Origin of the sequence: Actinopolyspora lacussalsi subsp. righensis (genome assembly GCF_900116555.1) — a bacterium.
GTDB classification, from domain to species: domain Bacteria; phylum Actinomycetota; class Actinomycetes; order Mycobacteriales; family Pseudonocardiaceae; genus Actinopolyspora; species Actinopolyspora lacussalsi.
The window spans coordinates 169,792-191,320 of record NZ_FPAT01000008.1 but is presented as its reverse complement, the minus strand read 5'-3'; the positions used below and the strand labels follow the sequence as shown (position 1 = coordinate 191,320).

At 67.2% G+C, this 21,529-nt stretch carries 20 protein-coding genes and 1 pseudogene; 15 read left to right on the top strand and 6 right to left on the bottom strand.

The window, feature by feature from the left end; all coding sequences use genetic code 11:
- Positions 1-87: 87 nt before the first annotated feature.
- From ctaC to BM394_RS15670, 3 genes are all read left to right on the top strand, one after another.
- A complete protein-coding gene (gene ctaC / locus BM394_RS15680) occupies positions 88-1,029 on the top strand; it encodes an aa3-type cytochrome oxidase subunit II (protein WP_092979287.1) in 942 nt (313 codons plus the stop codon).
- A 69-nt stretch (positions 1,030-1,098) separates the two neighbouring features.
- Positions 1,099-1,497 carry a cytochrome c oxidase subunit 4 gene (locus BM394_RS15675; protein ID WP_092628695.1) on the top strand — a complete coding sequence of 133 codons (399 nt, stop codon included), beginning with the start codon at positions 1,099-1,101 and terminating at the stop codon, positions 1,495-1,497.
- 70 nt (positions 1,498-1,567) lie between these two features.
- Positions 1,568-1,849, top strand: a complete 282-nt coding sequence (locus BM394_RS15670; RefSeq protein WP_092979283.1) for an Lrp/AsnC family transcriptional regulator — start codon at positions 1,568-1,570, stop codon at positions 1,847-1,849.
- A gap of 303 nt (positions 1,850-2,152) precedes the next feature.
- Here BM394_RS15670 and trpD read toward each other — a convergent pair whose 3' ends face one another.
- The 3 genes from trpD to BM394_RS15655 all read right to left on the bottom strand — a co-directional run bounded on the left by trpD (position 2,153) and on the right by BM394_RS15655 (position 4,211).
- Complete coding sequence (gene trpD / locus BM394_RS15665) at positions 2,153-3,205, bottom strand: anthranilate phosphoribosyltransferase (protein ID WP_092979281.1); 1,053 nt, start codon at positions 3,203-3,205, stop codon at positions 2,153-2,155.
- 22 nt (positions 3,206-3,227) lie between these two features.
- Entirely contained in the window at positions 3,228-3,638 is a 411-nt protein-coding gene (locus tag BM394_RS15660; protein ID WP_092979279.1) for a hypothetical protein, read from the bottom strand.
- A 108-nt stretch (positions 3,639-3,746) separates the two neighbouring features.
- Positions 3,747-4,211, bottom strand: coding sequence for a hypothetical protein (locus BM394_RS15655; RefSeq protein ID WP_217643531.1), 465 nt, complete (start codon positions 4,209-4,211; stop codon positions 3,747-3,749).
- An 85-nt stretch (positions 4,212-4,296) separates the two neighbouring features.
- Here BM394_RS15655 and ctaE point away from each other — a divergent pair, with 85 nt between their 5' ends.
- From ctaE to BM394_RS15630, 5 genes are all read left to right on the top strand, one after another.
- A complete protein-coding gene (gene ctaE, locus BM394_RS15650; protein WP_092979277.1) occupies positions 4,297-4,908 on the top strand; it encodes an aa3-type cytochrome oxidase subunit III in 612 nt (203 codons plus the stop codon).
- A 115-nt stretch (positions 4,909-5,023) separates the two neighbouring features.
- Positions 5,024-5,830 (top strand): cytochrome bc1 complex diheme cytochrome c subunit, encoded by an 807-nt coding sequence (gene qcrC / locus BM394_RS15645; protein WP_092979275.1) that lies wholly within the window; start codon positions 5,024-5,026, stop codon positions 5,828-5,830.
- Between the two features lie 11 nt (positions 5,831-5,841).
- Positions 5,842-7,026: a cytochrome bc1 complex Rieske iron-sulfur subunit gene (gene qcrA, locus BM394_RS15640; protein WP_092979273.1), complete on the top strand. Its 1,185-nt coding sequence runs from the start codon at positions 5,842-5,844 to the stop codon at positions 7,024-7,026.
- The gene (qcrB, locus tag BM394_RS15635) at positions 7,023-8,708 is read left to right on the top strand and encodes a cytochrome bc1 complex cytochrome b subunit (RefSeq protein ID WP_092979271.1); all 1,686 of its coding nucleotides are present in this window, start codon (positions 7,023-7,025) and stop codon (positions 8,706-8,708) included. The genes qcrA and qcrB overlap by 4 nt, the downstream gene beginning before the upstream one ends.
- A 152-nt stretch (positions 8,709-8,860) precedes the next feature.
- On the top strand, positions 8,861-9,283 hold the full coding sequence (locus tag BM394_RS15630; protein WP_092979267.1) for a PPOX class F420-dependent oxidoreductase: 423 nt from the start codon (positions 8,861-8,863) through the stop codon (positions 9,281-9,283).
- 16 nt (positions 9,284-9,299) lie between these two features.
- On the opposite strand, the gene BM394_RS15625 is transcribed toward BM394_RS15630, so the two are convergent.
- Positions 9,300-11,015, bottom strand: a complete 1,716-nt coding sequence (locus BM394_RS15625; RefSeq protein ID WP_092979262.1) for a DEDD exonuclease domain-containing protein — start codon at positions 11,013-11,015, stop codon at positions 9,300-9,302.
- A gap of 229 nt (positions 11,016-11,244) precedes the next feature.
- Here BM394_RS15625 and BM394_RS15620 point away from each other — a divergent pair, with 229 nt between their 5' ends.
- Together BM394_RS15620 and BM394_RS23945 are read left to right on the top strand one after the other, a co-directional pair.
- Complete coding sequence (locus tag BM394_RS15620; protein WP_425427665.1) at positions 11,245-12,636, top strand: NYN domain-containing protein; 1,392 nt, start codon at positions 11,245-11,247, stop codon at positions 12,634-12,636.
- A gap of 47 nt (positions 12,637-12,683) precedes the next feature.
- A pseudogene (locus tag BM394_RS23945) lies at positions 12,684-12,916 on the top strand (Tn3 family transposase); the annotation flags it as partial.
- A gap of 60 nt (positions 12,917-12,976) precedes the next feature.
- Here the strand turns inward: BM394_RS23945 and BM394_RS15610 are convergent.
- Positions 12,977-13,639 carry a TetR/AcrR family transcriptional regulator gene (locus BM394_RS15610; protein ID WP_092979258.1) on the bottom strand — a complete coding sequence of 221 codons (663 nt, stop codon included), beginning with the start codon at positions 13,637-13,639 and terminating at the stop codon, positions 12,977-12,979.
- A 97-nt stretch (positions 13,640-13,736) separates the two neighbouring features.
- Between BM394_RS15610 and BM394_RS15605 the strand changes: the two genes are divergently transcribed.
- Positions 13,737-15,308 carry an MFS transporter gene (locus BM394_RS15605; RefSeq protein WP_245780231.1) on the top strand — a complete coding sequence of 524 codons (1,572 nt, stop codon included), beginning with the start codon at positions 13,737-13,739 and terminating at the stop codon, positions 15,306-15,308.
- Positions 15,309-15,736: 428 nt separating this feature from the next.
- The gene (locus BM394_RS15600; RefSeq protein ID WP_245780230.1) at positions 15,737-16,804 is read left to right on the top strand and encodes a C40 family peptidase; all 1,068 of its coding nucleotides are present in this window, start codon (positions 15,737-15,739) and stop codon (positions 16,802-16,804) included.
- A 101-nt stretch (positions 16,805-16,905) separates the two neighbouring features.
- Here the strand turns inward: BM394_RS15600 and BM394_RS15595 are convergent, their stop codons facing one another.
- Positions 16,906-18,720 (bottom strand): AMP-dependent synthetase/ligase, encoded by a 1,815-nt coding sequence (locus BM394_RS15595; protein ID WP_092979253.1) that lies wholly within the window; start codon positions 18,718-18,720, stop codon positions 16,906-16,908.
- 236 nt (positions 18,721-18,956) lie between these two features.
- Between BM394_RS15595 and BM394_RS15590 the strand changes: the two genes are divergently transcribed.
- Genes BM394_RS15590 through BM394_RS15580 form a run of 3 tightly spaced genes read left to right on the top strand, consistent with a single transcriptional unit; the run spans position 18,957 to position 21,528 of the window.
- Complete coding sequence (locus tag BM394_RS15590; protein WP_175530120.1) at positions 18,957-19,745, top strand: metallophosphoesterase family protein; 789 nt, start codon at positions 18,957-18,959, stop codon at positions 19,743-19,745.
- Positions 19,746-19,804: 59 nt separating this feature from the next.
- The gene (locus BM394_RS15585; protein ID WP_092979251.1) at positions 19,805-20,248 is read left to right on the top strand and encodes an SRPBCC family protein; all 444 of its coding nucleotides are present in this window, start codon (positions 19,805-19,807) and stop codon (positions 20,246-20,248) included.
- A 53-nt stretch (positions 20,249-20,301) separates the two neighbouring features.
- Complete coding sequence (locus BM394_RS15580) at positions 20,302-21,528, top strand: ArsA family ATPase (RefSeq protein ID WP_092979249.1); 1,227 nt, start codon at positions 20,302-20,304, stop codon at positions 21,526-21,528.
- Position 21,529 lies beyond the last annotated feature (1 nt).

Genomic DNA, 21,529 nt, shown 5'->3' with positions numbered 1-21,529 from the left:
CGGCGGCCGATCTTCCGTCCCGAACACGAGGCGGGGATCAACGCCAGCGCCGTGCCGGTGAGTTTCACATGGAGGAGGCGTCGCGCAGTGGCCCTGAAGGACGGGACCCGAGTGCCACGGCTGGTCAAGGTCGGTGGACTGGTCGGCTTGGTGTGTGTCGTGGCCACGGGCTGCTCCCCTGACCAGGTCCTGCGGTTCGGCTGGCCCACCGGTGTCACCAGTGACGCCGAGTCGATGCGCCAGCTCTGGACCTGGTCGGTGATCGCGGCTCTCGCGGTTGGTGTGCTCGTATGGGGACTGATCTTCTGGACGGTGGCTTTCCACCGCAAGAAGAGTGACGAGCTGCCTCGTCAGTTCCAGTACAACAACCCGCTCGAGATCATATACACGGTCATCCCCTTCGTGATGGTCGTCGTGCTGTTCTACTTCACTGCCACGACGCAGCAGGAGGTGCAGGCCGAGGAGGAGCCGGACGTCGCCGTCGACGTGATCTCGTTCCAGTGGAACTGGGAGTTCCGCTACCCGGGTTACACCACCCCGAACGGTGAAGCGGTCAACACCGTCGGCACCACCGACTGGACGCCGCTGTTGGTGTTGCCGACCGACTCCAACGTCGAGTACCGGCTCAGCTCCAAGGACGTCATCCACTCGTTCTTCGTCCCCAAGTTCCACTTCAAGCGGGACACTTTCCCGCACCCGGACAAGAACAACCAGGACAACGTCTTCCAGAACACGATCGACCGTGAGGGATCGTTCGTCGGACGCTGCGCCGAACTGTGCGGTACCTACCACTCGATGATGAACTTCGAGGTGCGTGCGCTCTCACCGGACAAGTTCGAGCGCTTCATGGACCTGCGTACGCAGGTGAACCCGAGCACGGGCCAGCCCTACACCACGGCCGAGGCGTTGACCGAGATGGACTGCGGTGAGCTCTGCAACCCGAACTCGGTGACGACCATCCCGTTCGATCCGGACCGGCAGAGCTCGAGTCCGCGGCAGGATGGTCAGGCCGTCGGCGCGGGTAACTGACGGTGTCGACGGGAAACCAGGTCACACGAGTGCGCCGGACGCGGCGTACGGGGTGAGAGTGAGGACTCCATGAGGGTCGAAGCCAAGATCTTCAACATCATTACCTTCTTCTTCTTCCTGTCGGCCCTGGTCTACGGGCTCTGGGCCAAGGAACCGGTGGGGACGGTGGCGCTGATCCTGGTCGGTGCGCTGTCACTGCTGATCGGCAGCTACTTCCAGTTCGTCGCTCGTCGCATCGAGTTGCGTCCGGAGGACCGTGAGGAGGCCGAGATCAGTGACGGTGCCGGTGACCTCGGGTTCTTCAGCCCCGGCAGCTACTGGCCCTTCGGGCTGGCGGCTGCCTCGGCCCTGACCGGTGTGGCCCTGGCCTTCGGCCACGTCTGGATGATCGTGCTCAGCGCGGGCGCGGTACTGATCACCGTCTCCGGGCTCGTCTTCGAGTACCACACCGGCCCCAACCACGAGTGAGCCCGAGTACGCTCCCTCACGTCCGGCCGACGCGAGGGAGCCGAGCCGCCGCCGTAGGAGGTCCGCAACCGTGATTACCGCGTTCGTGCTGATCCAAACCGCCGCTGATCGCCTGACGGAGGCCGCGCAGGAGATCGCCGACATCGACGGTGTCACCGAGGTCTACTCCTGTGCGGGCGACGTGGATCTGATCGCCGTGATCCGTGCGTCCGAGCACGAGCGGATCGCCGAGATCGTGCCGGGCGCGATCAACAAGGTCGACGGAGTGGTGGACACCGACACCCACATCGCGTTCCGGTCGTACTCGAAGCAGGACTCCGAGGACGCCTTTTCCATCGGCCTGGAGTCCTGAGCCGAACTCTTCCGGTCGGTTTGCCGGACCGGTCGCGTGGCGGAACCGTTCGTGCGGCTCTCGTCGCGGGCGCCCCGACATCGGGTGGGGCGCGGCGATTTCGCGAGAAATCGACGCCGTACCGAGGTGTGCGCGTGTCCCCACAACATCGCCGCTATCGCGGGGAACCGTGGAGTCACAGAGCACGAACAGCGCTGTGCTCGCCGCCGTCCAGGTGTGGATCGCTCAGCTGTGCCACGACCAGCCGATCGGAGCAGCCGGTCTCGTCGGGATAATGCTGTCGGGGGACGGATTCGTTCGTGCTCAGGCGTGCTCCCGCAGTTTTCCGGAGAGTTCCGTCCAGGAGTCGAGCAGCCGTGCGGCGGCGCCGGAGTCGATGGCCTCGGCAGCGCGCTCGATACCGTCGGCCAGCTTTCCGTTCAGATCGGTGATGGGCCCTTCGTAGGCGGCGATCGCCCCCGCGGTGTTCAGCAGCACCGCGTCCCGCACCGGCCCTCGGGTTCCGTTCAGCAGATCGCGGACCACTCCGGCGTTCACCGTCGCGTCGCCCCCCTGCAGCTGTTCGGGCTCGGTCAACGACAGGCCCAACGCGGTGGGGTCGATCCGCTCCCCCCGGACGGTGCCCTCACCGATGACCCAGGCAGTGCTGGTCGTCGTCGTGGTGATCTCGTCCATCCCGTCGTCCCCGCTGACCAGCAGTACCGAGTGGCCCCGTCGGGCGAACACCTCGGCCATGACCGGTGCCAGCCTGCGGTCCGCGCACCCGATCAGACCACTGGTCGGGCGAGCCGGATTGGTCAGCGGGCCGAGCACGTTGAACGCGGTGGGAATGCCGATCTCCCGCCGGGGAGCGGAGGTGTGCTTGAAGGCGGGGTGGAACAGCCCCGCGAAGCAGAATCCGATCCCCAGTTCCGTCACACATCGCTCGACACCCTCGGGCGGCAGGTCGATCGCCACTCCGAGCTCTTCGAGCACGTCGGCGGTGCCGCACTTCGACGAGGCCGCGCGATTACCGTGCTTGACCACAGCGTTGCCGCACGCGGCCAGCACGATCGAGGTCATCGTGGAGATGTTCACCGTGCCGGCACGATCGCCGCCGGTTCCCACCACGTCGACGGCACGAGTGGAGATGTCGAGCTGCCGTGCGTGCGAGAGCATCGTGTCGGCCATTCCGATGATCTCGGAAGAGCTCTCGCCCTTGGCGCGCAGCGCGACCGCGAACGCCGCGACCCTGGCTGGAGTGGCTTCGCCGGTCATGACCTGGTCCATGGCCCAGGAGGTCTCGGCGACCGAGAGATCCTCGTGGGAGACGAGCCGGTTCAGCAGGTCGGGCCAGGTCGTTGTCGCTGTCTGCACGTGGCGTCCTCGAAAGTCCGTATCAGCCGCCGGCGGTGGGCAGGGCGTGGGCGCGCAGCACCTCGGCCACCGACTCGGCCGCCGTCAACGGGTCGAGCGGGTGGACCAGTACCGCGTCCGCCTGGGACCAGGTTGCCAGCCACCGGTCGTCCTTGCGTCGTACGGTGACCACCGTCGGCGGGCAGGAGGCGAGCTCGTTCTTCAGCTGCCGCGACACTCCCATACCTCCGGTGGGCTGCGCCTCACCGTCGAGAATCAGGAGATCCACGTTGCCCGCGTCCACCTCGCCGATCACTTCGGCCACCGTCGATACCTCAATGTAGTGCACGCTTCGGATATCGGGGGAGGGGCGACGCCCGATGGCTGTGATGATCGCCTCACGGACTTCCTGACGGTGGCTGAACACGAGGACGTTGCTCGTCGATGTGCTCATGGGCACTCCTTGGCTGCCGGTGCGGCCCGCACGGACGGGGAGGTTCGTGTCGGGTAGTCACGAGTGCTCGTATCGTATCCGTAACGCCGCTCCGGAGGGTAATACACCTCACTGACGTGATCGATCACTCCCGTTCGGCAGCTGCAGCGCCTGCCATCCGGCCAGGTGGCCGCCGTGTCGCTGCGCCAGTCCCACCATCCGGGAGCTCTCTCTGGCGCATGTCATCGTATCTATCCGGCGAACACACTGCGCGACGAGAACCGTGGACTCCGAGGTGGACGCGTCGCCCGAACCTGGTGTCGCCGTTTCGGTGCGCAGTAGCCAGCCCTCGGCCTCGAGGGGCTCGCGGAGTTCGGGCACGGCGGCGGGACCGACCGCGATCCGGTAGCGCAGCACGGCGGGATATTCCGGGATCCATGCAGGTGAACGGGCCAATACCGTGGAGGCCGACTCCGTCTCGTCGATCGCTTCCACCACCACCGTCAGCTCCGGATCGTCCGGAGTGGGCCATGCCGGTTCCCGGCTGCCGCGCCACGTGCGCAACAGTCGGGACAGACCACCGCGGATGCTCACGCGCGGTAACCTCCCGTCGATCTCGTAGTAGGCGAACGGGGCTGCGGCGGACCCGACCGGGCGTCCCGAAATCGTCCGCGACATAATGCGTCGCGTGACAACGGCAGCGCCCTCAATCAGTCAACGCGTGCACTCGCTGAACCGACCGAACATGGTCAGCGTGGGCACCATCGTTTGGTTGGCCAGCGAGCTGATGTTCTTCGCCGGGCTCTTCGCCATGTTCTTCACGGTGAAGGCCCAGCACGAGGGACCCTGGCCGCCGCCGCCCTCCGAACTCAACGTGGCCTACGCCCTACCCTTCACTGTGATTCTGGTGGCTTCTTCGTTCACCTGCCAGTGGGGTGTGTTCGCGGCGGAGCGCGGTGACGTCTACGGCCTTCGCCGCTGGTACATGCTCACGCTCGCCATGGGCACCATCTTCGTGCTGGGCCAGGCGGGTGAGTACCACACGCTGATCACCGAGCACCACACCACGATGGCCAGCTCGGCGTTCGGCACGGTGTTCTACATGACCACGGGCTTCCACGGTCTGCACGTGATCGGCGGACTGGTCGCCTTCGTGATCCTGATGATCCGTACCAGGATGAGCAAGTTCACACCGGCCCAGGCGGTGGCATCGATCGTCGTGTCGTACTACTGGCACTTCGTCGACATCGTGTGGATCGGCCTGTTCATGGTCATCTACCTGGTGCCGTGACGCGGCGGCGAGTATGTCGCGACAGAGCCATGGGTAGGCAGCTAGGCGAGAAGTCAAGCGTGATGTTGTTGCCGCTGAACCACCCCGAACATGACAGCAAGGGTTTTGCGCACTCATGACCACCAACAAGAAACGCAACCGCGCGGGTTCCAAGTTCCGGCGACGGCTTTCGGGTGTGCTGGCGCTCGGGATCGCCTTGGTGGCTGCGGGCGGCCTGTACAGCCTGCTGCTCCCCGAGCCGCAGACCGCCACCGCGGCCGAGGACCCGGCACTGATCAGGCAGGGTAAGGAGCTCTACAACAATGCCTGCATCACTTGCCACGGCGAGAACCTGCAGGGCGTTGAGGATCGGGGCCCCAGCCTGATCGGTGTCGGTGGTGCGGCCGTGCACTTCCAGGTCTCCAGTGGTCGGATGCCGCTGATGCGGCAGGAGGCACAGGCACAGCGCAAGCCTCCGAAGTACTCCGAGCAGGAGATCCAGGCACTGGCCGCGTACGCGCAGTCCGTCGGCGGCGGACCCGAGCAACCGGCGGAAACGGGCGAGCAGCTCCAGGGGGACGACCCCGCACGCGGTGCGGAGTTGTTCCGGCTGAACTGCGCTTCCTGTCACAACTTCACCGGACGCGGTATCGCGCTTTCATCGGGCAAGTACGCCCCGAACCTGGATGCCGCGTCCGAGCAGCAGATCTACGAGGCGATGGAGACCGGTCCGGAGAACATGCCCAAGTTCTCCGAGCGCCAGCTCACACCCGACGAGAAGAAGGACATCATCGCCTACGTGAAGTCGGTGACCGACGGCAACAACAACCCCGGCGGCAACGCGCTCGGCGGTTACGGGCCCGGCCCGGAGACGGTCGTGGTCTGGGTCATCGGGCTGGGTAGTCTCGTCGGCCTCACGCTGTGGATCGGAGCCAGGGCATGAGTGAGCGGGATATGAGCGAACACAGCAGCGGACAGCACGACGAGGAACACACCTCCGGCGAGCAAGCGGCCGGGAACCGGGGCGCCAACCCGACGGACGCCGAACTCGCGGAGATGAGCAGGGACGAGAAGGTCCGGCTCGGACTGGCCCAGGACGACGTCGAGCTCGTCGAGTACCCGGACCCGTGGCCGGTCAAGGGAACCCGCGCCGAGCGGCGCGCCGAGCGCGCCGTGGCGGCCTGGTTCTCCCTGGCCGGGCTGTCGGCACTGGCCTTCATCGGCGTGTTCATCTTCTGGCCCTGGCGCTACGTCAATCCGCTGGTCGACGAGCGGGGACACTTCCTGTACTCGCTGTACAACCCGTTGATCGGTTTCTTCCTCGGGTTGTCGATCCTGGCGGTGGGTATCGGCGCCATCCTGTACTCCAAGAAGTTCATGCCGCACGAAACGGCGGTGCAGCAGCGACACGACGGGCACGGTTCCTCCGAACTGGACCGGCAGACCACCGTCGCGGAGCTCGCGGACGCGGGAAACCGCAGCACCATCGCGCGTCGTTCCATGATCAAGCGGACCGCGGGTTTCGGCGCGGGTGCCTTCGGGCTGGGAACCGGGGTGCTCGTGCTCGGCGGCATGGTCAAGAACCCCTGGGCGGAGACCGGTGCGGACTCGCTGCAACACACCGGCTGGTTGCAGACCAACGACGAGAAGGTCTACCTGCGGCGCAACACCGGCGATCCGCACGACATCTCCCTGGTGCGCCCGCAGGACCTCTCGCCGGGCGGTTTCGAGACGGTCTTCCCGTTCCGCGAGTCCGAACGGCACAATGAGGAAGCGCTGCTGCACGCGTTGCGTCGTTCCGACAACCCGACCATGTTGATCCGGTTGCGGCCGGGTGACTCGCCGGTGGAGCGCAAGGGCCAGGAAGACTTCAACTACGGCGACTACTACGCCTACTCGAAGATCTGTACCCACCTGGGCTGTCCCACCTCGTTGTACGAGGCGCAAACCGGCCGGCTGCTCTGCCCCTGCCACCAGTCGCAGTTCGACGTGGCCAACAGCTACGCCAAGCCTGTTTTCGGGCCGGCGACACGGGCGCTGCCGCAGCTGCCGATCACCGTGGACGAGGAAGGGTACTTCGTGGCGCGAAGCGACTTCATCGAGCCGATCGGCCCGGCTTACTGGGAGCGGAATTCATGAGTTCGATCACTACCCCGACCAAGTCGGAAGGTGCGTTGCAGCGTGCCGCCGGTCAGCAGGCCGACGAGGTCGACAAACGGTTCCAGGTAGCGCCGGGCCTTCGTCGGCAGATCAACAAGGTGTTCCCGACGCACTGGTCGTTCCTGCTCGGCGAGGTGGCGCTCTACACCTTCATCCTGCTGCTGCTGACCGGTACCTACCTGGCGTTCTTCTTCGACCCGTCGATGGCCGAGGTGCAGTACCAGGGGGCCTACACCAACCTGCGCGGCATCGAGATGTCCCGGGCGTTCGCCAGCACACTGGACATCTCCTTCGAGGTGCGTGGCGGAATGTTCGCCAGGCAGGTGCACCACTGGGCCGCGCTGCTGTTCATGGCCTCGATCGTGGCCCACATGCTGCGGATCTTCTTCACCGGCGCTTTCCGGCGCCCCAGGGAGACCAACTGGATGATCGGCATCCTGCTGTTCATCCTCGGCATGTTCGAGGGTTTCACCGGCTACTCGCTGCCGGACGACCTGCTGTCCGGCACCGGTGTGCGGATCGCCTCGGGGATCACCATGTCCATCCCCGTCGTCGGTACCTGGATCCACTGGGTCCTGTTCGGCGGGGAGTTCCCCGGCACCGAGCTGATCCCGCGCTTCTACATGATGCACATCTTCCTGCTGCCCGGGATCATCCTCGGGTTGATCGCGGTGCACCTGGCGCTGGTCTGGTACCAGAAGCACACCCAGTTCCCCGGGGTGCGCCGCAAGGAGACCAACGTCGTCGGCGTGCGGATCCTGCCGGTGTTCGCGACCAAGGCGGGCAGCTTCTTCGCCGTCGTCACCGGTGTGACCGCCATCATGGGCGGCATTCTCCAGATCAACCCGATCTGGCACCTGGGGCCGTACAACGCCTCGCAGGTCTCGGCGGCCTCGCAGCCCGACTGGTACATGATCTGGACCGACGGTTCCAGCCGACTGTGGCCGGCCTGGGAGGTCTATCTGTGGGGCGAGTACACGATCCCCGCGGTGTTCTTCCCGACGGTGCTGTTCATGGGGATGATATTCACCGTGGCGCTCGCCTATCCGCTCATCGAGCGCAAGCTCAGCGGGGACGAGGCGCACCACAACCTGTTGCAGCGTCCCCGTGACGTTCCGGTGCGTACCAGCCTGGGCATGATGGCGCTGACGTTCTTCTCGGTCCTGATGATCTCGGGTGTCAACGACATCGTCGCGTTCATGTTCGACATCTCGTTGAACGCGATGACCTGGATCGGCAGGATCGGGCTGTTGATCGCTCCACCCATCGTCTACTTCATCACCTACCGCATCTGTATCGGGCTGCAGAAGTCCGACCGCCAGGTGCTGGAGCACGGCATCGAGACCGGCATCATCAAGCGGCTGCCGCACGGTGAGTTCGTCGAGGTGCACCAGCCGCTCGGTCCGGTGGACGACCACGGCCACCCGGAGGAGCTGGAGTACCAGGGTGCGCCGGTGCCGAAGAAGATGAACAAGCTCGGTGCCGCGGGCAAGCCCGTCGAGGGCGGCTGGCTCAAGCCGGACCCCTCGGTCGAGACCGCCGCGCTGGAGCACGCTCGGGCCAAGGAGCACGCGGTCACCTCGGAGGAGGAGTCCGTGGAGTCCGAGGAATCCGAGCGGGGCGAGCTCGTCGGTGGCAAGGCTCGCGAACCGGAGGAGTGAGCTCGCGGCGTTGAATCCGTGAGTACCCGTCCCGGGGGTGGTTCCCACACCCCCGGGACGTTTCTCGTCCGGACCCGTCCTGTCCGGACCCGTCTTGTTCGGACCCGCCGTGCGGCGTGCCCGAGCCGTGCCGCGGCACTACCGTGGGAATCATGACGACGATCACTTCGGGCAGAGTTCGCTCCTTCCTCGACGAAGGGGGACGTACCGGCAAGGTCGGTTACCTGGGTGCCGACGGCAGGCCGCTGGTGGTGCCGGTGTGGTTCGCCGTGGACGGCGACCGGATCGTGTTCAACACCGCCGCCGACAGTGCCAAGGGGACGGCCATAGCGCGGGATCCGCGGCTGACGATGTGCGTCGACGAGCAGAGCGGCCGTACCTTCGTGCAGGTTCAGGGCACCGCCGATACCACGGCGGAACACGGTGAGGTACTCCGGGTCGCCACCGCTGTCGCCGCCCGTTACGTGGCCGAGGGCAAAGTGGAGCGAGTGGCGGGCAAGATCGCGGGCCCCGGCCAGCTGGCGGTCTCCCTGCGTCCGACGCGAGTGGTCACCAGCGGTGATCTGTCCGAATAGGACGCCTGAGTTCGGGTCAGTCCGCACCCTCGTAGGGGGTACGCGCCGTCGCTGCCGCTTTCGCCCACTCACGCCAGCTTCCCGCGGCACCGGCTGGTTCGGCCCAGGGGACATCGCAGCGCACCATGCGGGAGTCCTCGGCGGTGAGCCAGCGGTACACCGCCCCCAGCTCGTCCACCGGGGCGTCGCGCAGCGGGCCCGACCCCGGCAACACGGTCTGGGCCGCGGCCTGGAGTCGGTCCACTACCGGCATGGGCGCGGTCCCGCGCGGAGCCGTTCCGGCCGAGGCCAGCCTGCCGTGCCGCACCACCGCGAACAGCCAGCCACCGGAGCCGTCCGGCCGTGCCGCCACGAGTTCCGGTATCGCCGCCAGCGCGGCCAGTCGCTGCCCGCGGTCCAGGGCCCGGACGAGCTCGACCAACCTGTCCCGATGCGTCGCCGCGTCCTCGAAGCGCTGTTCCTCGGCGAGTTCCCCGATCGTCGCCCGCAGCCGTCGCAGCGCGGAGTCGCCGCTGCCGGACAGCACCTCCCGTACCGGCACCACGTGTGCCTCGTACTCGGCCACCCCCTCGTGGCCGACACACGGAGCCCCGCAGCGCCCCATCTCGTAGGCGGCACAGGGGTGCTGCCGGGATCCCGCCACCGGAATGCGGTCGGTGCAGCCGCGCAACCGTGTGGCGTCCTGCAGTGCCTCCACCGCGTTCTTGGCCGTGTTCCTGCCGCGAAACGGACCCAGTGCGGCGGGCCTCGGTTTTCGGGTGATGGTCAGCCGGGGGAACACCTCATCGGTCAGCGAGACCCACCAGACCGCTCGTGGGAACTTGGATCGCCGGTTGTAGCGCGGCTGGTGCGCCTCCAGCAGCCGCAGCTCCCGAACCTCGGCTTCCAGCGCGTGCGCGCACTCCACGTGCTCGACCCGGTGTGCCAGCGCGACCATTTCGCGGATCCGGCCGCGTCGTTCTCCCGCCGTGAAGTACTGGCGCACCCGTCTGCGCAGGTTCGTGGCGGTACCGATGTAGAGCACCTCCTCGTTCGGGCCGCGGAAGAGGTAAACACCGGGTGTGTCCGGCAGCCCCTCGGCCAGCGTGCGGTTGCGCCGTTGCCGCGCGGTCACTTCCGGTAGGAAGTCGAGCAGGTCCTCGAGTGAGTACACGTGGTGTGTGCCGACCCGCTCCAGCAGGGCGTGCAACACGTCCACCGTGGCCCGCGCGTCGTCCAGTGCGCGGTGTCGCGGCGCGGTTCGCGCGCCGAGCACGTGGGCGAGCGTCGCGAGCTTGTGATTCGGTGTCTCCTCGCGGGAGAGCACCCGACGGGACAACCGGACCGTGCACACCACCGGTGGTTTGGGCCAGTGCAGTTCAGCGCGTTCGCACGCGGCCCGGAGGAATCCGGTGTCGAAGCTCGCGTTGTGGGCCACCAGTGTGCTTCCCGCGCAGAACTCCAGAAAGGAGGGAAGCACCGAGGTGACAGCGGGTGCCTCGGCGACCATCTCGTCGGTGATGCCGGTGATGGACACGATGCCGGGCGGGATAGGCCGCCCGGGATTGACCAGGGTGGAGAACTCGCCGACGGTTTCCCCACCACGCACCTTGACCGCCGCGATCTCGGTGATCTCGTCCGAGGAACCGCGACCGCCCGTGGTCTCCAGGTCCAGTACCACGAAACTGACGTCCCGCAGCGGCTGTCCCAGCTCCTCGAAGGACAGCTGCGGGTCCTGCGGCAACCGGCTCATCGACTACGACGGTATGCCCTCCCGCGCGGGAGCCGGTGGGCAGGCCGTTCCCGGGGCTTGAGGAGCGGTGTGGTTTCGAGGACCGGAGGTGGCGGACGTTGTGGCAGCGTTCCGTTCCCGCCGGGTGGGCCCCGGAGTGCGTGCCGGGGACCTAGGCAGCAGCGGAACACGACACGGGAAACCGCCGGATGCGGGCATCCGCACGGGCAGCACTTAGCCTGGAAGAGTGATACCGCCGACATCGGGCGACAACGTCGACCCCCAAGCAGCCAACGAGGGTCCCGAGACGGCGAACGACCTCACCGTGAGTCACGAGGAGCAGTCCGTCGACTGGGACGAGCTCCCCGGTCCGTTGCGGGGTCGGATAGCCGAGCTGGCCGCTGCCGCGCTGGGCGGCATGCGCCCCGGTGACGTCCCGATGCGGTTGCGTCCCGTCATGCGGTTCGCCGCCGCGAAACGCGCCAAACTCGGCCAGTCGGATCTGCTGGTGGCGATGCGGGACTCGTCGGTGTTCCGCGCGGCGGTACTGGACTGGTGCCGCAGGAAACAGCCCGCGGCGCTGGAACAGCAGCAGGCGGACCCGCTGGGGGCGGCCACGGCGGCCGTGCTGCTCAACAGCGTCACCGCCGCCCACTACGTCGAGCTCATCGGTCACCGCGTGGAACACGGGAAGCTGCGCGAGCAGCACGAGGCCGCGGTGTCGCGCGCGGAGAGACTAACCACCGACAACGAGCGGCTGCGTGGCGAGCTCGACGAGGCCAACCGGCTCGCGCGCTCGGCCGAACAGCACAACAGCTCCGATGCCGACCGGCTGCGCAACCGGCTGCGCCAGCAGGGCGTTCGGCTGAAGGAGCAGAAGGACGAGGTGGCGCGGCTCACCGCCGAACTGGAGCGGGTGGTCGAGGAGAAGGACCGTGAACTGGCCGACCTCGCCGCGGAACGGGACCGGGACCGGGCCAGGGCGGCCGACGAGCGTGCCAGGGCCGAGCGTTCCGACCACGAGGCCGCGACCGCACAGCAGTCCGCCCGTGAGGCCAGACGAGGGGACGAGGTCAGGTTGTCCTTGTTGTTGGACACGTTGGAGGGATCGATCGCCGGTCTGCGGCGTGAACTGGGGCCCACCAGACGCGGACAAGCCGGTGGCGGCCCACTGCCCGCGGAAACCGTGGGTGGGGTTCGGGCTCACACCGCCGTCACGGCGGACGTGCCGGATGCCGCCGCGCTGGACCGGTTGCTGGCGCTGCCCGCGGTGCATCTCGTCGTGGACGGTTACAACGTCACCAAGACCGGTTATCCGGACATCCCGCTGGCCGAGCAGCGTGACCGGCTGGCGCACCAGCTGGCCGTGCTGGCGGCCAGATCGGGCGCCGAGGTGACCGTCGTCTTCGACGGTGCCAACGTCGTCTCGGTCCCCAGGACGGGGCCGCGCGGGGTGCGGGTGCTGTTCAGCGAGCCCGACGTCCAGGCCGACGACGTGATTCGCGATCTGGTCGACGCCGAACCCGCCGGGCGGCAGATCGTGGTGGCCACCTCCGATCGTGAAGTGGTCACCTCGGTGCGGAGGAGGGGGGCTTACGCCGTGGCGTCCGCCACGCTCCTGGAGCGCGTCAACCCACTCTGACCTCGCACGATGGTGATTCCTTTTGGTCGAGGGCCGGTTAGCTACGGCTAGCCAACTTGGTCATCTTCCACAACGCAGTCGACATCGCCGACATTGTCCGCGAGCTGGTAACGGCGAGTGGACCATCACAGCCAACGAGCTCGCTCGGATCGAGCCCTACCTGCTGGCCCACATCAGCCGCTTCGGCGCCTACACCACCGAGGAACTTCACCACGAGCCGCGCGCGTTCAAACCCGTACTGACAGAAGTCGACTTCACCACCGGGGAACTCGTGGCCTGACAAGAGGAAGAGCCAGAATACGCCAGATCCGACTTCCTGCACTGTATGACAGGCGCGGGTTCACGCGTGGGTGTTGTGGGTCTGTGGATCGCCGGTGAGTTGTCGGCTGTGTTCGACGAGGGCGGGATAGTCGGTGGCGATGCCGCGCAGGAGGGCCTCCACGGCGTGGTCGACCTCGGATTCGGTGGTCGGGGCGTGGCCGAACAGGGCGCGGTAGTGCACCAGGGAGCCGAGCATGTCCAGGATCAGGCCGCGGTCGAGGTCAGCTCGCAGATCGCCCCGGGCCACGGCGTGGTCGAGCATCCGGGCCACGGCGGCCCGGGGGGGATCGAACAGCGTGGTCATGAACTCGTCGTGCAGGCGCGAGTCCGCCGTGCAGTCGGCCAGTAGGGGGCCGAGTACGTCCGGGTGGATCCGGCGAAACGCCGCGACGAAGACGTTGAGACCTTCGGTGAGGTCGCAAATGGTACAGCCGCTGTCGGGGGTCTCTACGCCGCCGAGTCGAGTGGCCAGAGCGGCCAGGGCCAGCCGGGGTCGATTCGACCAGCGACGGTAGATCGCAGGCTTGGTCGTACCCGCGCGGCGCGCGACCTCTTCGATGGCGAGCTGTCCGTAGCCGGACTCGTCGAGCACAGCCAGCGTGGCCTCGAGCACGGCCATGCCGATCTGCGGATCGCGGGGGCGGCCACTGTGCGAGGGCGCGGAATCCGACTGGGAGGTCATTGCACCAGTCTACTATATAAATTACGGTACGAGTCGTAATGTAATATCATCGCCTGGAAGTGCAAGTTGCTGCCTGCCGGTGACTCGAGGAGGCCGCGTGTCCTCGTCCGTTGCACCTGATCCCGCACTGCGGGCGACACCACGGGAGTGGGTCGGGCTGGCCGTGCTCACCCTGCCGCTGCTCGTGCTGGCGCTGGACGTCAGCGTGCTGTTTCTGGCTGCCCCGCACCTGAGTGCAGATCTGGATCCCAGCGGCACACAACTGCTGTGGATCATGGATGTCTACGGGTTCATGATCGCCGGTTTCCTGATCACGATGGGCACCCTCGGCGATCGGGTCGGCCGACGCAGGCTATTGATGATCGGAGCGGTCGCGTTCGCCGCAGCCTCCCTGGCGGCGGCTTTCGCGAGCACCCCGCTGATGCTGATCATCGCCCGTGCCGTACTCGGTGTCGCAGGGGCCACCCTGATGCCGTCCACACTGGCTCTGATCAGCACCATGTTCCCCGATCCCCGACAACGTGGGGTCGCCATCGCGATCTGGATGACGACCTTCTCGGCCGGAACAGCACTGGGCCCGATCATCGGTGGCGCCCTGCTGACGGTCTTCGGATGGGGCTCGGTGTTCCTCCTGGCGGTGCCGGTCATGCTGCTGCTGGTGGTGCTGGCCCCGGCGGTACTACCCGAACACCGCACCCCGAACCCGGGCAGGCTGGACCTGACCAGCGTTGCGCTGTCCCTGGCAACGCTGCTGCCGATCGTCTACGGCCTCAAGGAAATCCCCACCCACGGCCCGTCCTGGTCGTCGAGCGCGACGATGGTGGTCGGACTCCTTGCCGGGGTAGTGTTCATACGCAGGCAGCGCAGGCTGGCCGACCCACTCGTCGACGTGCGACTGTTCGGCAGCCGCGCTTTTTGCGCTGCCCTGGCCCTGCTGTTGCTCGGCATTCTGGCCATCAACGGCGTCAACTACCTCTACCCGCAGTATTTGCAGCTGGTCGCCGGACTCGCCCCGCTCCGAGCGGGGCTGTGGATGATCCCACTGGCCCTGGCCGCGATCACCGGTTCCCTGCTGACCCCGTTTGTCGCACGCCGCCTGCGCCCGGCCTTCACCATCGCCGGTGGAGCACTGGTATCGGTGCTCGGTTTCCTCCTGATCACTCAGGTCACCGGGACCAACGGACTCGGGTGGCTCATCGCGGCCGGCGTCGTCGCACTGCTGGGACTCAGCCCGATGGGGGTACTGACCACCGACATGGTCGTGGGCTCGGCCCCACCGGACAAAGCCGGATCGGCCGCGGCGATGTCGGAAACCAGCGGCGAACTCGGCGTCGGCCTAGGTGTGGCGATTATGGGCACCCTCGCCACAGCGATCTACCGCATCCAGATGTGGGACTCCGCGCCCGCCGATATCCCGCCCCAGGCGGCTGAGGCCAGCCGGGACACCCTCAACGGTGCCCTCACCGTCGCCGAGCAATTACCCCAGGACCAAGCCGCTACCCTGCTCGTCTCCGCTCGCGAAGCCTTCACCGCCGGTCTGAACACCGCAAGCGGGCTCAGCGCGGTCCTGCTGATCGCCCTCGCGGTCATCGCAGCCACCCTCCTGCGCCATATCCCTCCCACGGGCAGCACCAACACCACCGAAGGCGGCGAGACCGCTGACACGTGAATACCGACTTCACGGCAACCACCGACGTCGGGAAAGGGGCCGCTACGTGAGTCGGTGCCGCTGGCATCGGTGGCGCGGCGATTTCGCGAGAAATTGACGCCGCCCGGAAGTTCAGCGGCGCAAAATCTCACTCGGTCAGATGAATCGATCACATTCTGTCGCATTACGCCCCCCGCTCTGGACTGTGCGGGCGACCTCTCGTAACCTAACCGAGACTTCGCGGCGATCAGTTGCCCAAACCGGGCGGCTCCGCGGAGTTGTCGCCTGATCGGCTCGTCGGGGGAGCCGGCCCGGGAACCCTCCCGGACGCGCCGTCGGCTCGAACGGTCCGCACCGTGGTGGTGCGCCGGCACGTCGTTCTCGCGTGCCCGCCGTCGCCGATGGATTCCAGCGTTCGCCGTGGAAGCGTTCTCCCGGAGGGCGACCGAGTGGACGAAGGAGCAATGCGCGACGTGGCCTCGCACGCACTCAAACGCTCTATGCGGGGAGCACTGACGGCCACGGCGGTTGCCACCGCCGTCACCGTGAGCTCCGCACCCGCCATGGCGGACCCCGATCTTCCCGACAACAGGTCCGACGCGGTCGAGCAGTTGCAGGAGCTTTCCCGCAAGGCGGAGAAGCTCACCGAGAAGTACAAGCGGGCCAAGGACGACCACGAGGCTCGCCTCGCCGATCTGGAGAAGGCGAAGAAAAGGGCCGCCGAAGCGGAAAAGACTCTCCAGCAGGCCCACACCAAGGAAGAGCGGTTCCGCGGCAAGGTGGACGAACTGACCAAGTCCGTCTACCAGGGCTCCAGGATGAACCAGATCTCGGCGCTGCTGTCGAGCGAGTCGCCGGACGCCTTCCTCGACCGGGCGTCCATCCTGGATGAACTGGCCCGCGACAAGCAGAACGCGGTCTCGGAACTCTCCGAGGCCACCCAGCAGGCCGAGTCCGCCAAGAAGAGTGCCCAGCAGGCCAAGGAACAAGCGGCCAAGGCAGAGGCCGACGCGAAGAAACTCCAGGACGAGATCGCCGAGAAGAAGGCGGCGATGGAGGATCGGATCGCCGAGGTCGAGGAGCAGCTCGCGGAGCTGACCGCCGAGGAGGAGCAGTCCTACACCGGCGGTGGGGAGACGAACTACGAGTACGCGGGTGGTGCCGGCTCGGCTTCCGGCGCCGTACAGGCGGCGCTGGGCAAGCAGGGCTCGCCCTATGTGTACGGGGCCGATGGTCCCAGCCAGTTCGACTGCTCGGGCCTGATGTACTGGGCCTACGCTCAGGCAGGGGTGGATCTGCCGCGTTCCAGCAGCGCCCAGGCACAGGTGGGGCAGCCGATCTCCGCATCACAGCTGCAGCCGGGCGATCTCATCTTCTACTACAGCCCGGTCAGCCACGTCTCCATGTACGTGGGCAACGGAAAGGCCGTGCACGCGCCCACCAGCGGCCAGGTGGTCAAGGTGGTTCCCTACGGCGACATCGCCCCGATCAACCGGATGCGTCGCGTGGTGGGCTGATCCGGGCACACTCACCCGGAAGCCGCCCCTTCGGTGACGGACGAAGCGGGGCGGGGCACGTCATCGAAGTGCCCCGCCCCGCCGATCCGATCGGGAATCAATCAGGAGTAGATGGCGGCTATCTCCGAGGCGTAGTTCTCGGCGACCTTGTTGCGCTTGACCTTCAGGCTCGGGGTCATCTCTCCCCGGTCCTCGGCGAAGTCCCTCGGCAGGATCCGGAACTGCTTGATCCGCTCCGCCTTGGAAACCGCCTGGTTGGCCTCGTCGACAGCCCGCTGTACCTCGGCACGCATCTCGGGGTCCTCGGCGAGGTCGCTCGCCGGGGTGTCCGTGGGACGCCCCCGCTCGGCCAGCCAGGAGGGCAGGAACTCCGGATCCAGCGTCACCAGCACACCGATGAACGGTTTCTGGTCACCCACCACCATGCACTGACTGATCAGCGGGTGGGCGCGGATGTGGTCCTCCAGCACGGCCGGTGCCACGTTCTTGCCACCCGCGGTGACGATGATCTCCTTCTTGCGGCCGGTGATGCGCAGGAAGCCGTCCTCGTCCAGTGAGCCGAGATCCCCGGTGTGGAACCAGCCGTCCTCGAGGGAGTTCTCGGTGGCCGCCTCGTTGTTCCAGTAGCGCCGGAAGACCACGTCGCCCTTGACCAGCACCTCACCGTCCTCGGCGATGCGGATCGTGGTTCCGGCGATGGGCTTGCCGACCGTGCCGATCCGGTAGTCCTCCTCCACGTTGACCGCGGCCGCCGCGGTGGTCTCGGTCAGGCCGTAGCCCTCCAGGATCGGGACTCCCACACCGAAGTAGAAGTGGGTCAGCCGCTCGCCGAGCGGGGCACCCCCCGAGACCGCGGCGACGCAGCGGCCTCCCAGCGAGGCACGCAGCTTGCTGTAGACCAGCTTGTCGAACACGAAGTGCTTGGCCCGCAGCACCAGTCCCGGGCCGCCGCTGGATTCGGCCTTGGCGCGACTGTAGGCCACCGCGGTGGCCTCGGCGGCATCGAAGATCTTGCCCTTGCCCTCGCTGTGCGCCTTCTGCTTGGCAGTGTTGTAGACCTTCTCGAAGACCCGCGGCACCGCCAGCACGAAGGTAGGCCGGAACGAGCCCAGGTCGTTGACCAGATCCTTCACGTCGCTGGTGTGCCCCAGGGTCAGCCGGGCGTAGACGCTGGATATGGTGATCGCCCTGGCGAGCACGTGCGCCATCGGCAGGAACATCAACATCGAGTTCCCGGGCCGCATCAGCTGCGGGAACGCGTCGAGATCCCCACGGACCTCGGCGAGCATGTTGCGGTGCGTCAGCACGCAGCCCTTCGGCCTGCCGGTCGTGCCCGAGGTGTAGATCAGGGTGGCGGTGTCCTCGGCGCCGACCGAGCGCCTGCGTTCGTGGACTCGTTCGTCCTCGATCTCCGCGCCGGAGGAGGTGAGCTCCGCCACCGCCGTGGAGCGGTCCTCCTCGACCGGCCCGTCGATCTGCCAGACGTGTTCCACGCCCGTGACGTTGCCGATGATCGTGTTCACCTCGGCGCGGTGCTCGGGCGTCTCCACGATCAGGGCGCGAGCCTCGGAATCGCCCAGGATCCACTCGATCTGGTCCGCCGAGGAGGTCTCGTAGATGGGCACGGTCACACAACCGGCCGACCAGATCGCGAAGTCGAACAGGGTCCATTCGTACCGCGTTCGTGACATCAAGCCCACTCGGTCGCCCTGTCGCAGACCCGCCACGATGAGCCCCTTGGACACCGCGAGCACCTGCGCGGCGAACTCGGCCGTGGTCACATCCACCCAGGTGCCGTCCACCCTGCGACGGAAGCCGACCGCGTCGCCGAATCGCTCGGCGTTGGCCCACACCATGTCGGTGAGGTTCTCCTCGGCGGCCACCGTGACAGTGGCGGGGGCGCTGAACTCTCGCACGTTACATCCTCCGAAAGCACGCCAAATTGTGATGGACAACCTAACCCCGAGCGCTACTGGGCGGTAGCCCCCCGTGCCCTCGACATTGTGTCGGGAGGCCGGAATGTGTCGTATCCCGCATTGTTGCCGCAAGCGTCACGCCGCGCGCGTCCGGTTCCTCCCGGGTTGGTTCGTTCGAGCACACCTCGGGCGGTTAGGTTGGTCGGGTAGCGGACTCAGCGGCGAACGGAGACAACTTGCGGGTGCACGTGGTCTCGGATGTGCACGGGAACGTCGAGGACCTCAAACGGGCCGGAGAGGGTGCCGACGCGCTGATCGTACTCGGTGATCTGATCGACTTCGTGGACTATCTCGACCATGACAAGGGCATACTCGGTGCCGTGTTCGGGCGGGAGAAGGTCGGGCACTTCGCGTGGTTGCGTCGGAACAACCGGGGACCGGAGATCGGTGCTTATCTGCGCTCGTTGTGGGAGAGCCTTTCCGAACCGGCCACCGTGGTGCGCCAGGCGGTCCGCGAGCAGTACGCCGAGCTGTTCGCCGCGATGACGGCTCCGACCTACGCCACGGCGGGAAACGTGGACGATCCGACCCTCTGGCCCGAGTTCACCGGGGACGGCGTCCGGGCGTTCGACGGCGAGAGCGTCGAGATCGGCGGGTTGCGGTTCGGATTCGCGGGCGGTGCCTTGCTGCCACCGGGCGGTACGCTGCGGCGCGATCTGCCGTGGGTGCCGAACCTGCGTACCGAGGCGGAGTTCGACGAGGTGCTGGACCGGATGGGTCCGGTCGACGTGCTCTGCACCCACGTGCCGCCACGGATCCCCGAACTGGTTTACGACGTGGTGGCGCGCAGACCGGAGCACGGCTCCTCCGGTGCGTTGCGGCGGATCCGACACGACCGTCCCCGCTGGTCGCTGTTCGGTCACGTGCACCAGCCACTGGCCACGCGCACGCGTGTCGGCCCCACCGAGTGCGTCAACGTGGGGCACTTCAAGCAGCGGGGGCAGCCCTATGTGCTGCGGTGGTGAACCTTTCACCGCTCCCGCCAGTGCCGGTGCCCGCACGGCCGACATGTAATCTGCGCGGCATGGTCGACCAGTCCACCCAGTCCATCGTGATCGAGGCCCCGGCCACTGAGATCATGGCCGTGATCGCCGACTTCGGCGCCTACCCCGAATGGGCGGAGGCGGTCAAGGAGACCGAGGTGCTCTCACGGACGGACGAGGGGGTCGCCGAGCGGGTTCGCTTCGTACTGGACGCCGGTGTGGTCAAGGACACCTACAAGCTCGCCTACCAGTGGAGTGCCGACGGTCTGTCGGTGAGCTGGGACCTGGTCGAGGGGCAGGTCCAGAAGGCGCAACGCGGTAGTTACACGCTGCGGCCGCTGGAGGCGGCACGTACCGAGGTGACCTACAGTCTCGCGGTGGACCTGTCCATCCCCATGATCGGGATGTTCAAGCGCAAGGCGGAAAAAATGATCATGGATACGGCGCTGAAGGAACTCAAGCGTCGGGTGGAGTCCGTCGAATAGTTTTCCCGTGGGCGCGTGCCGCACGCCCGAGCTCGGTGGAGCGAGGCCCTGAGTTGCGAATTCTGATGTTCACCGGAAAAGGCGGGGTCGGCAAGACCACGCTCGCGGCGGCCACCGCCGCGCGTGCCGCCGCGCACGGACGCGAGGTTCTGGTGATCTCGACGGATCCCGCCCATTCGCTCGCCGACTGTCTGGACACGGAACTCGACGACACACCTCGGCCACTGCGGCTGTCGGACGACTCCGAGTCCGATCCGCTCCGGCTGCACGCCGCCGAGATACGAACTCGCGGACTGCTCGACCGAGCCTGGTCCGAGCTGCGGGAACATCTGCACACCGTGCTCGCCGGCGCGGGTGTTTCCGAAGTCGACGCCGCCGAACTCACCAGGCTGCCCGCGGTGGAGGAGCTGCTCGCGCTCACCGAGGTGCGGCGCATGGCCACCGACGGTCCGTGGGACACCGTCGTCGTGGACTGTGGCCCCACCGCGGACACCCTGCGCCTGTTGACCATGCCGGAAGCGCTGTCCGGGTATCTGGAGCGGTTGTTCCCCACCCACCGTCGGGTCGTGCGCGGCATGCTCGCGGGAATGGCGGGCAGTGATCTCACCGAGCGCTGGGACGCCGCCGCCGAGGCCCTCGGTGGACTCGCCGAGCGGTTGAACTCGCTGGCGGAACTGCTCGTCTCCCCGGCGACCAGCGTCCGGTTGGTCGCGACACCGGAATCGTTGGTGGCGGCCGAGACCCGCCGTATCCTCACCTCGCTCGCACTGCAGCAGGTTCACGTCGACGGTGTGCTCGCCAACCGCGTGGTGCCGGATCCCGGCTCCGCCCGCGGCGCGGCGGCGGCGTGGCTGCGCACTCGCGCCGGGCAGCAACGTGAGGTGCTGCGTGAGCTGGCACAACTGGGGCTGCCGCTGCACACCGTCGAGCACCGCGCGACGGAGCCCCGCGGGGGCGATTCATTGCTGCGCCTGGGTGACGAGATCTACGGCGAAACCGACCCGACCTCGGGAGCCGAGCGCACCCCGGTGATCGAGCTCGACGGGAGCGGAAGCGACTCGGAAGCTCGCTACACCCTGCGTATCGCCATGCCGCTGAGCAGACAGGCGGAGTTCGACCTCGCCCGGATCGGCGACGAACTGGCCGTGACCGTGGACGGACACCGACGGCTGATCACACTCCCCTCGGTGCTGCGGCGCTGCGTGGCGGTGGAGGCGGACGCGGGCGACGACGGTGTGACCGTGACCTTTCGGCCAGACCCGGCGCAATGGATGCGGTGAT

What these genes read in the sequence shown, in the direction of transcription:
- BM394_RS15660 (WP_092979279.1), bottom strand. Translation starts at nt 3,638, where the DNA reads ATGAGCACATCGACGAGCAACGTCCTCGTGTTCAGCCACCGTCAGGAA.
- BM394_RS15625 (WP_092979262.1), bottom strand. Translation starts at nt 11,015, where the DNA reads ATGAGCCGGTTGCCGCAGGACCCGCAGCTGTCCTTCGAGGAGCTGGGA.
- BM394_RS15610 (WP_092979258.1), bottom strand. Translation starts at nt 13,639, where the DNA reads ATGACCTCCCAGTCGGATTCCGCGCCCTCGCACAGTGGCCGCCCCCGC.
- BM394_RS15585 (WP_092979251.1), top strand. Translation starts at nt 19,805, where the DNA reads ATGGTCGACCAGTCCACCCAGTCCATCGTGATCGAGGCCCCGGCCACT.
- BM394_RS15630 (WP_092979267.1), top strand. Translation starts at nt 8,861, where the DNA reads ATGACGACGATCACTTCGGGCAGAGTTCGCTCCTTCCTCGACGAAGGG.
- qcrC (WP_092979275.1), top strand. Translation starts at nt 5,024, where the DNA reads ATGACCACCAACAAGAAACGCAACCGCGCGGGTTCCAAGTTCCGGCGA.
- qcrB (WP_092979271.1), top strand. Translation starts at nt 7,023, where the DNA reads ATGAGTTCGATCACTACCCCGACCAAGTCGGAAGGTGCGTTGCAGCGT.
- BM394_RS15675 (WP_092628695.1), top strand. Translation starts at nt 1,099, where the DNA reads ATGAGGGTCGAAGCCAAGATCTTCAACATCATTACCTTCTTCTTCTTC.
- qcrA (WP_092979273.1), top strand. Translation starts at nt 5,842, where the DNA reads ATGAGCGAACACAGCAGCGGACAGCACGACGAGGAACACACCTCCGGC.
- ctaE (WP_092979277.1), top strand. Translation starts at nt 4,297, where the DNA reads ATGCGTCGCGTGACAACGGCAGCGCCCTCAATCAGTCAACGCGTGCAC.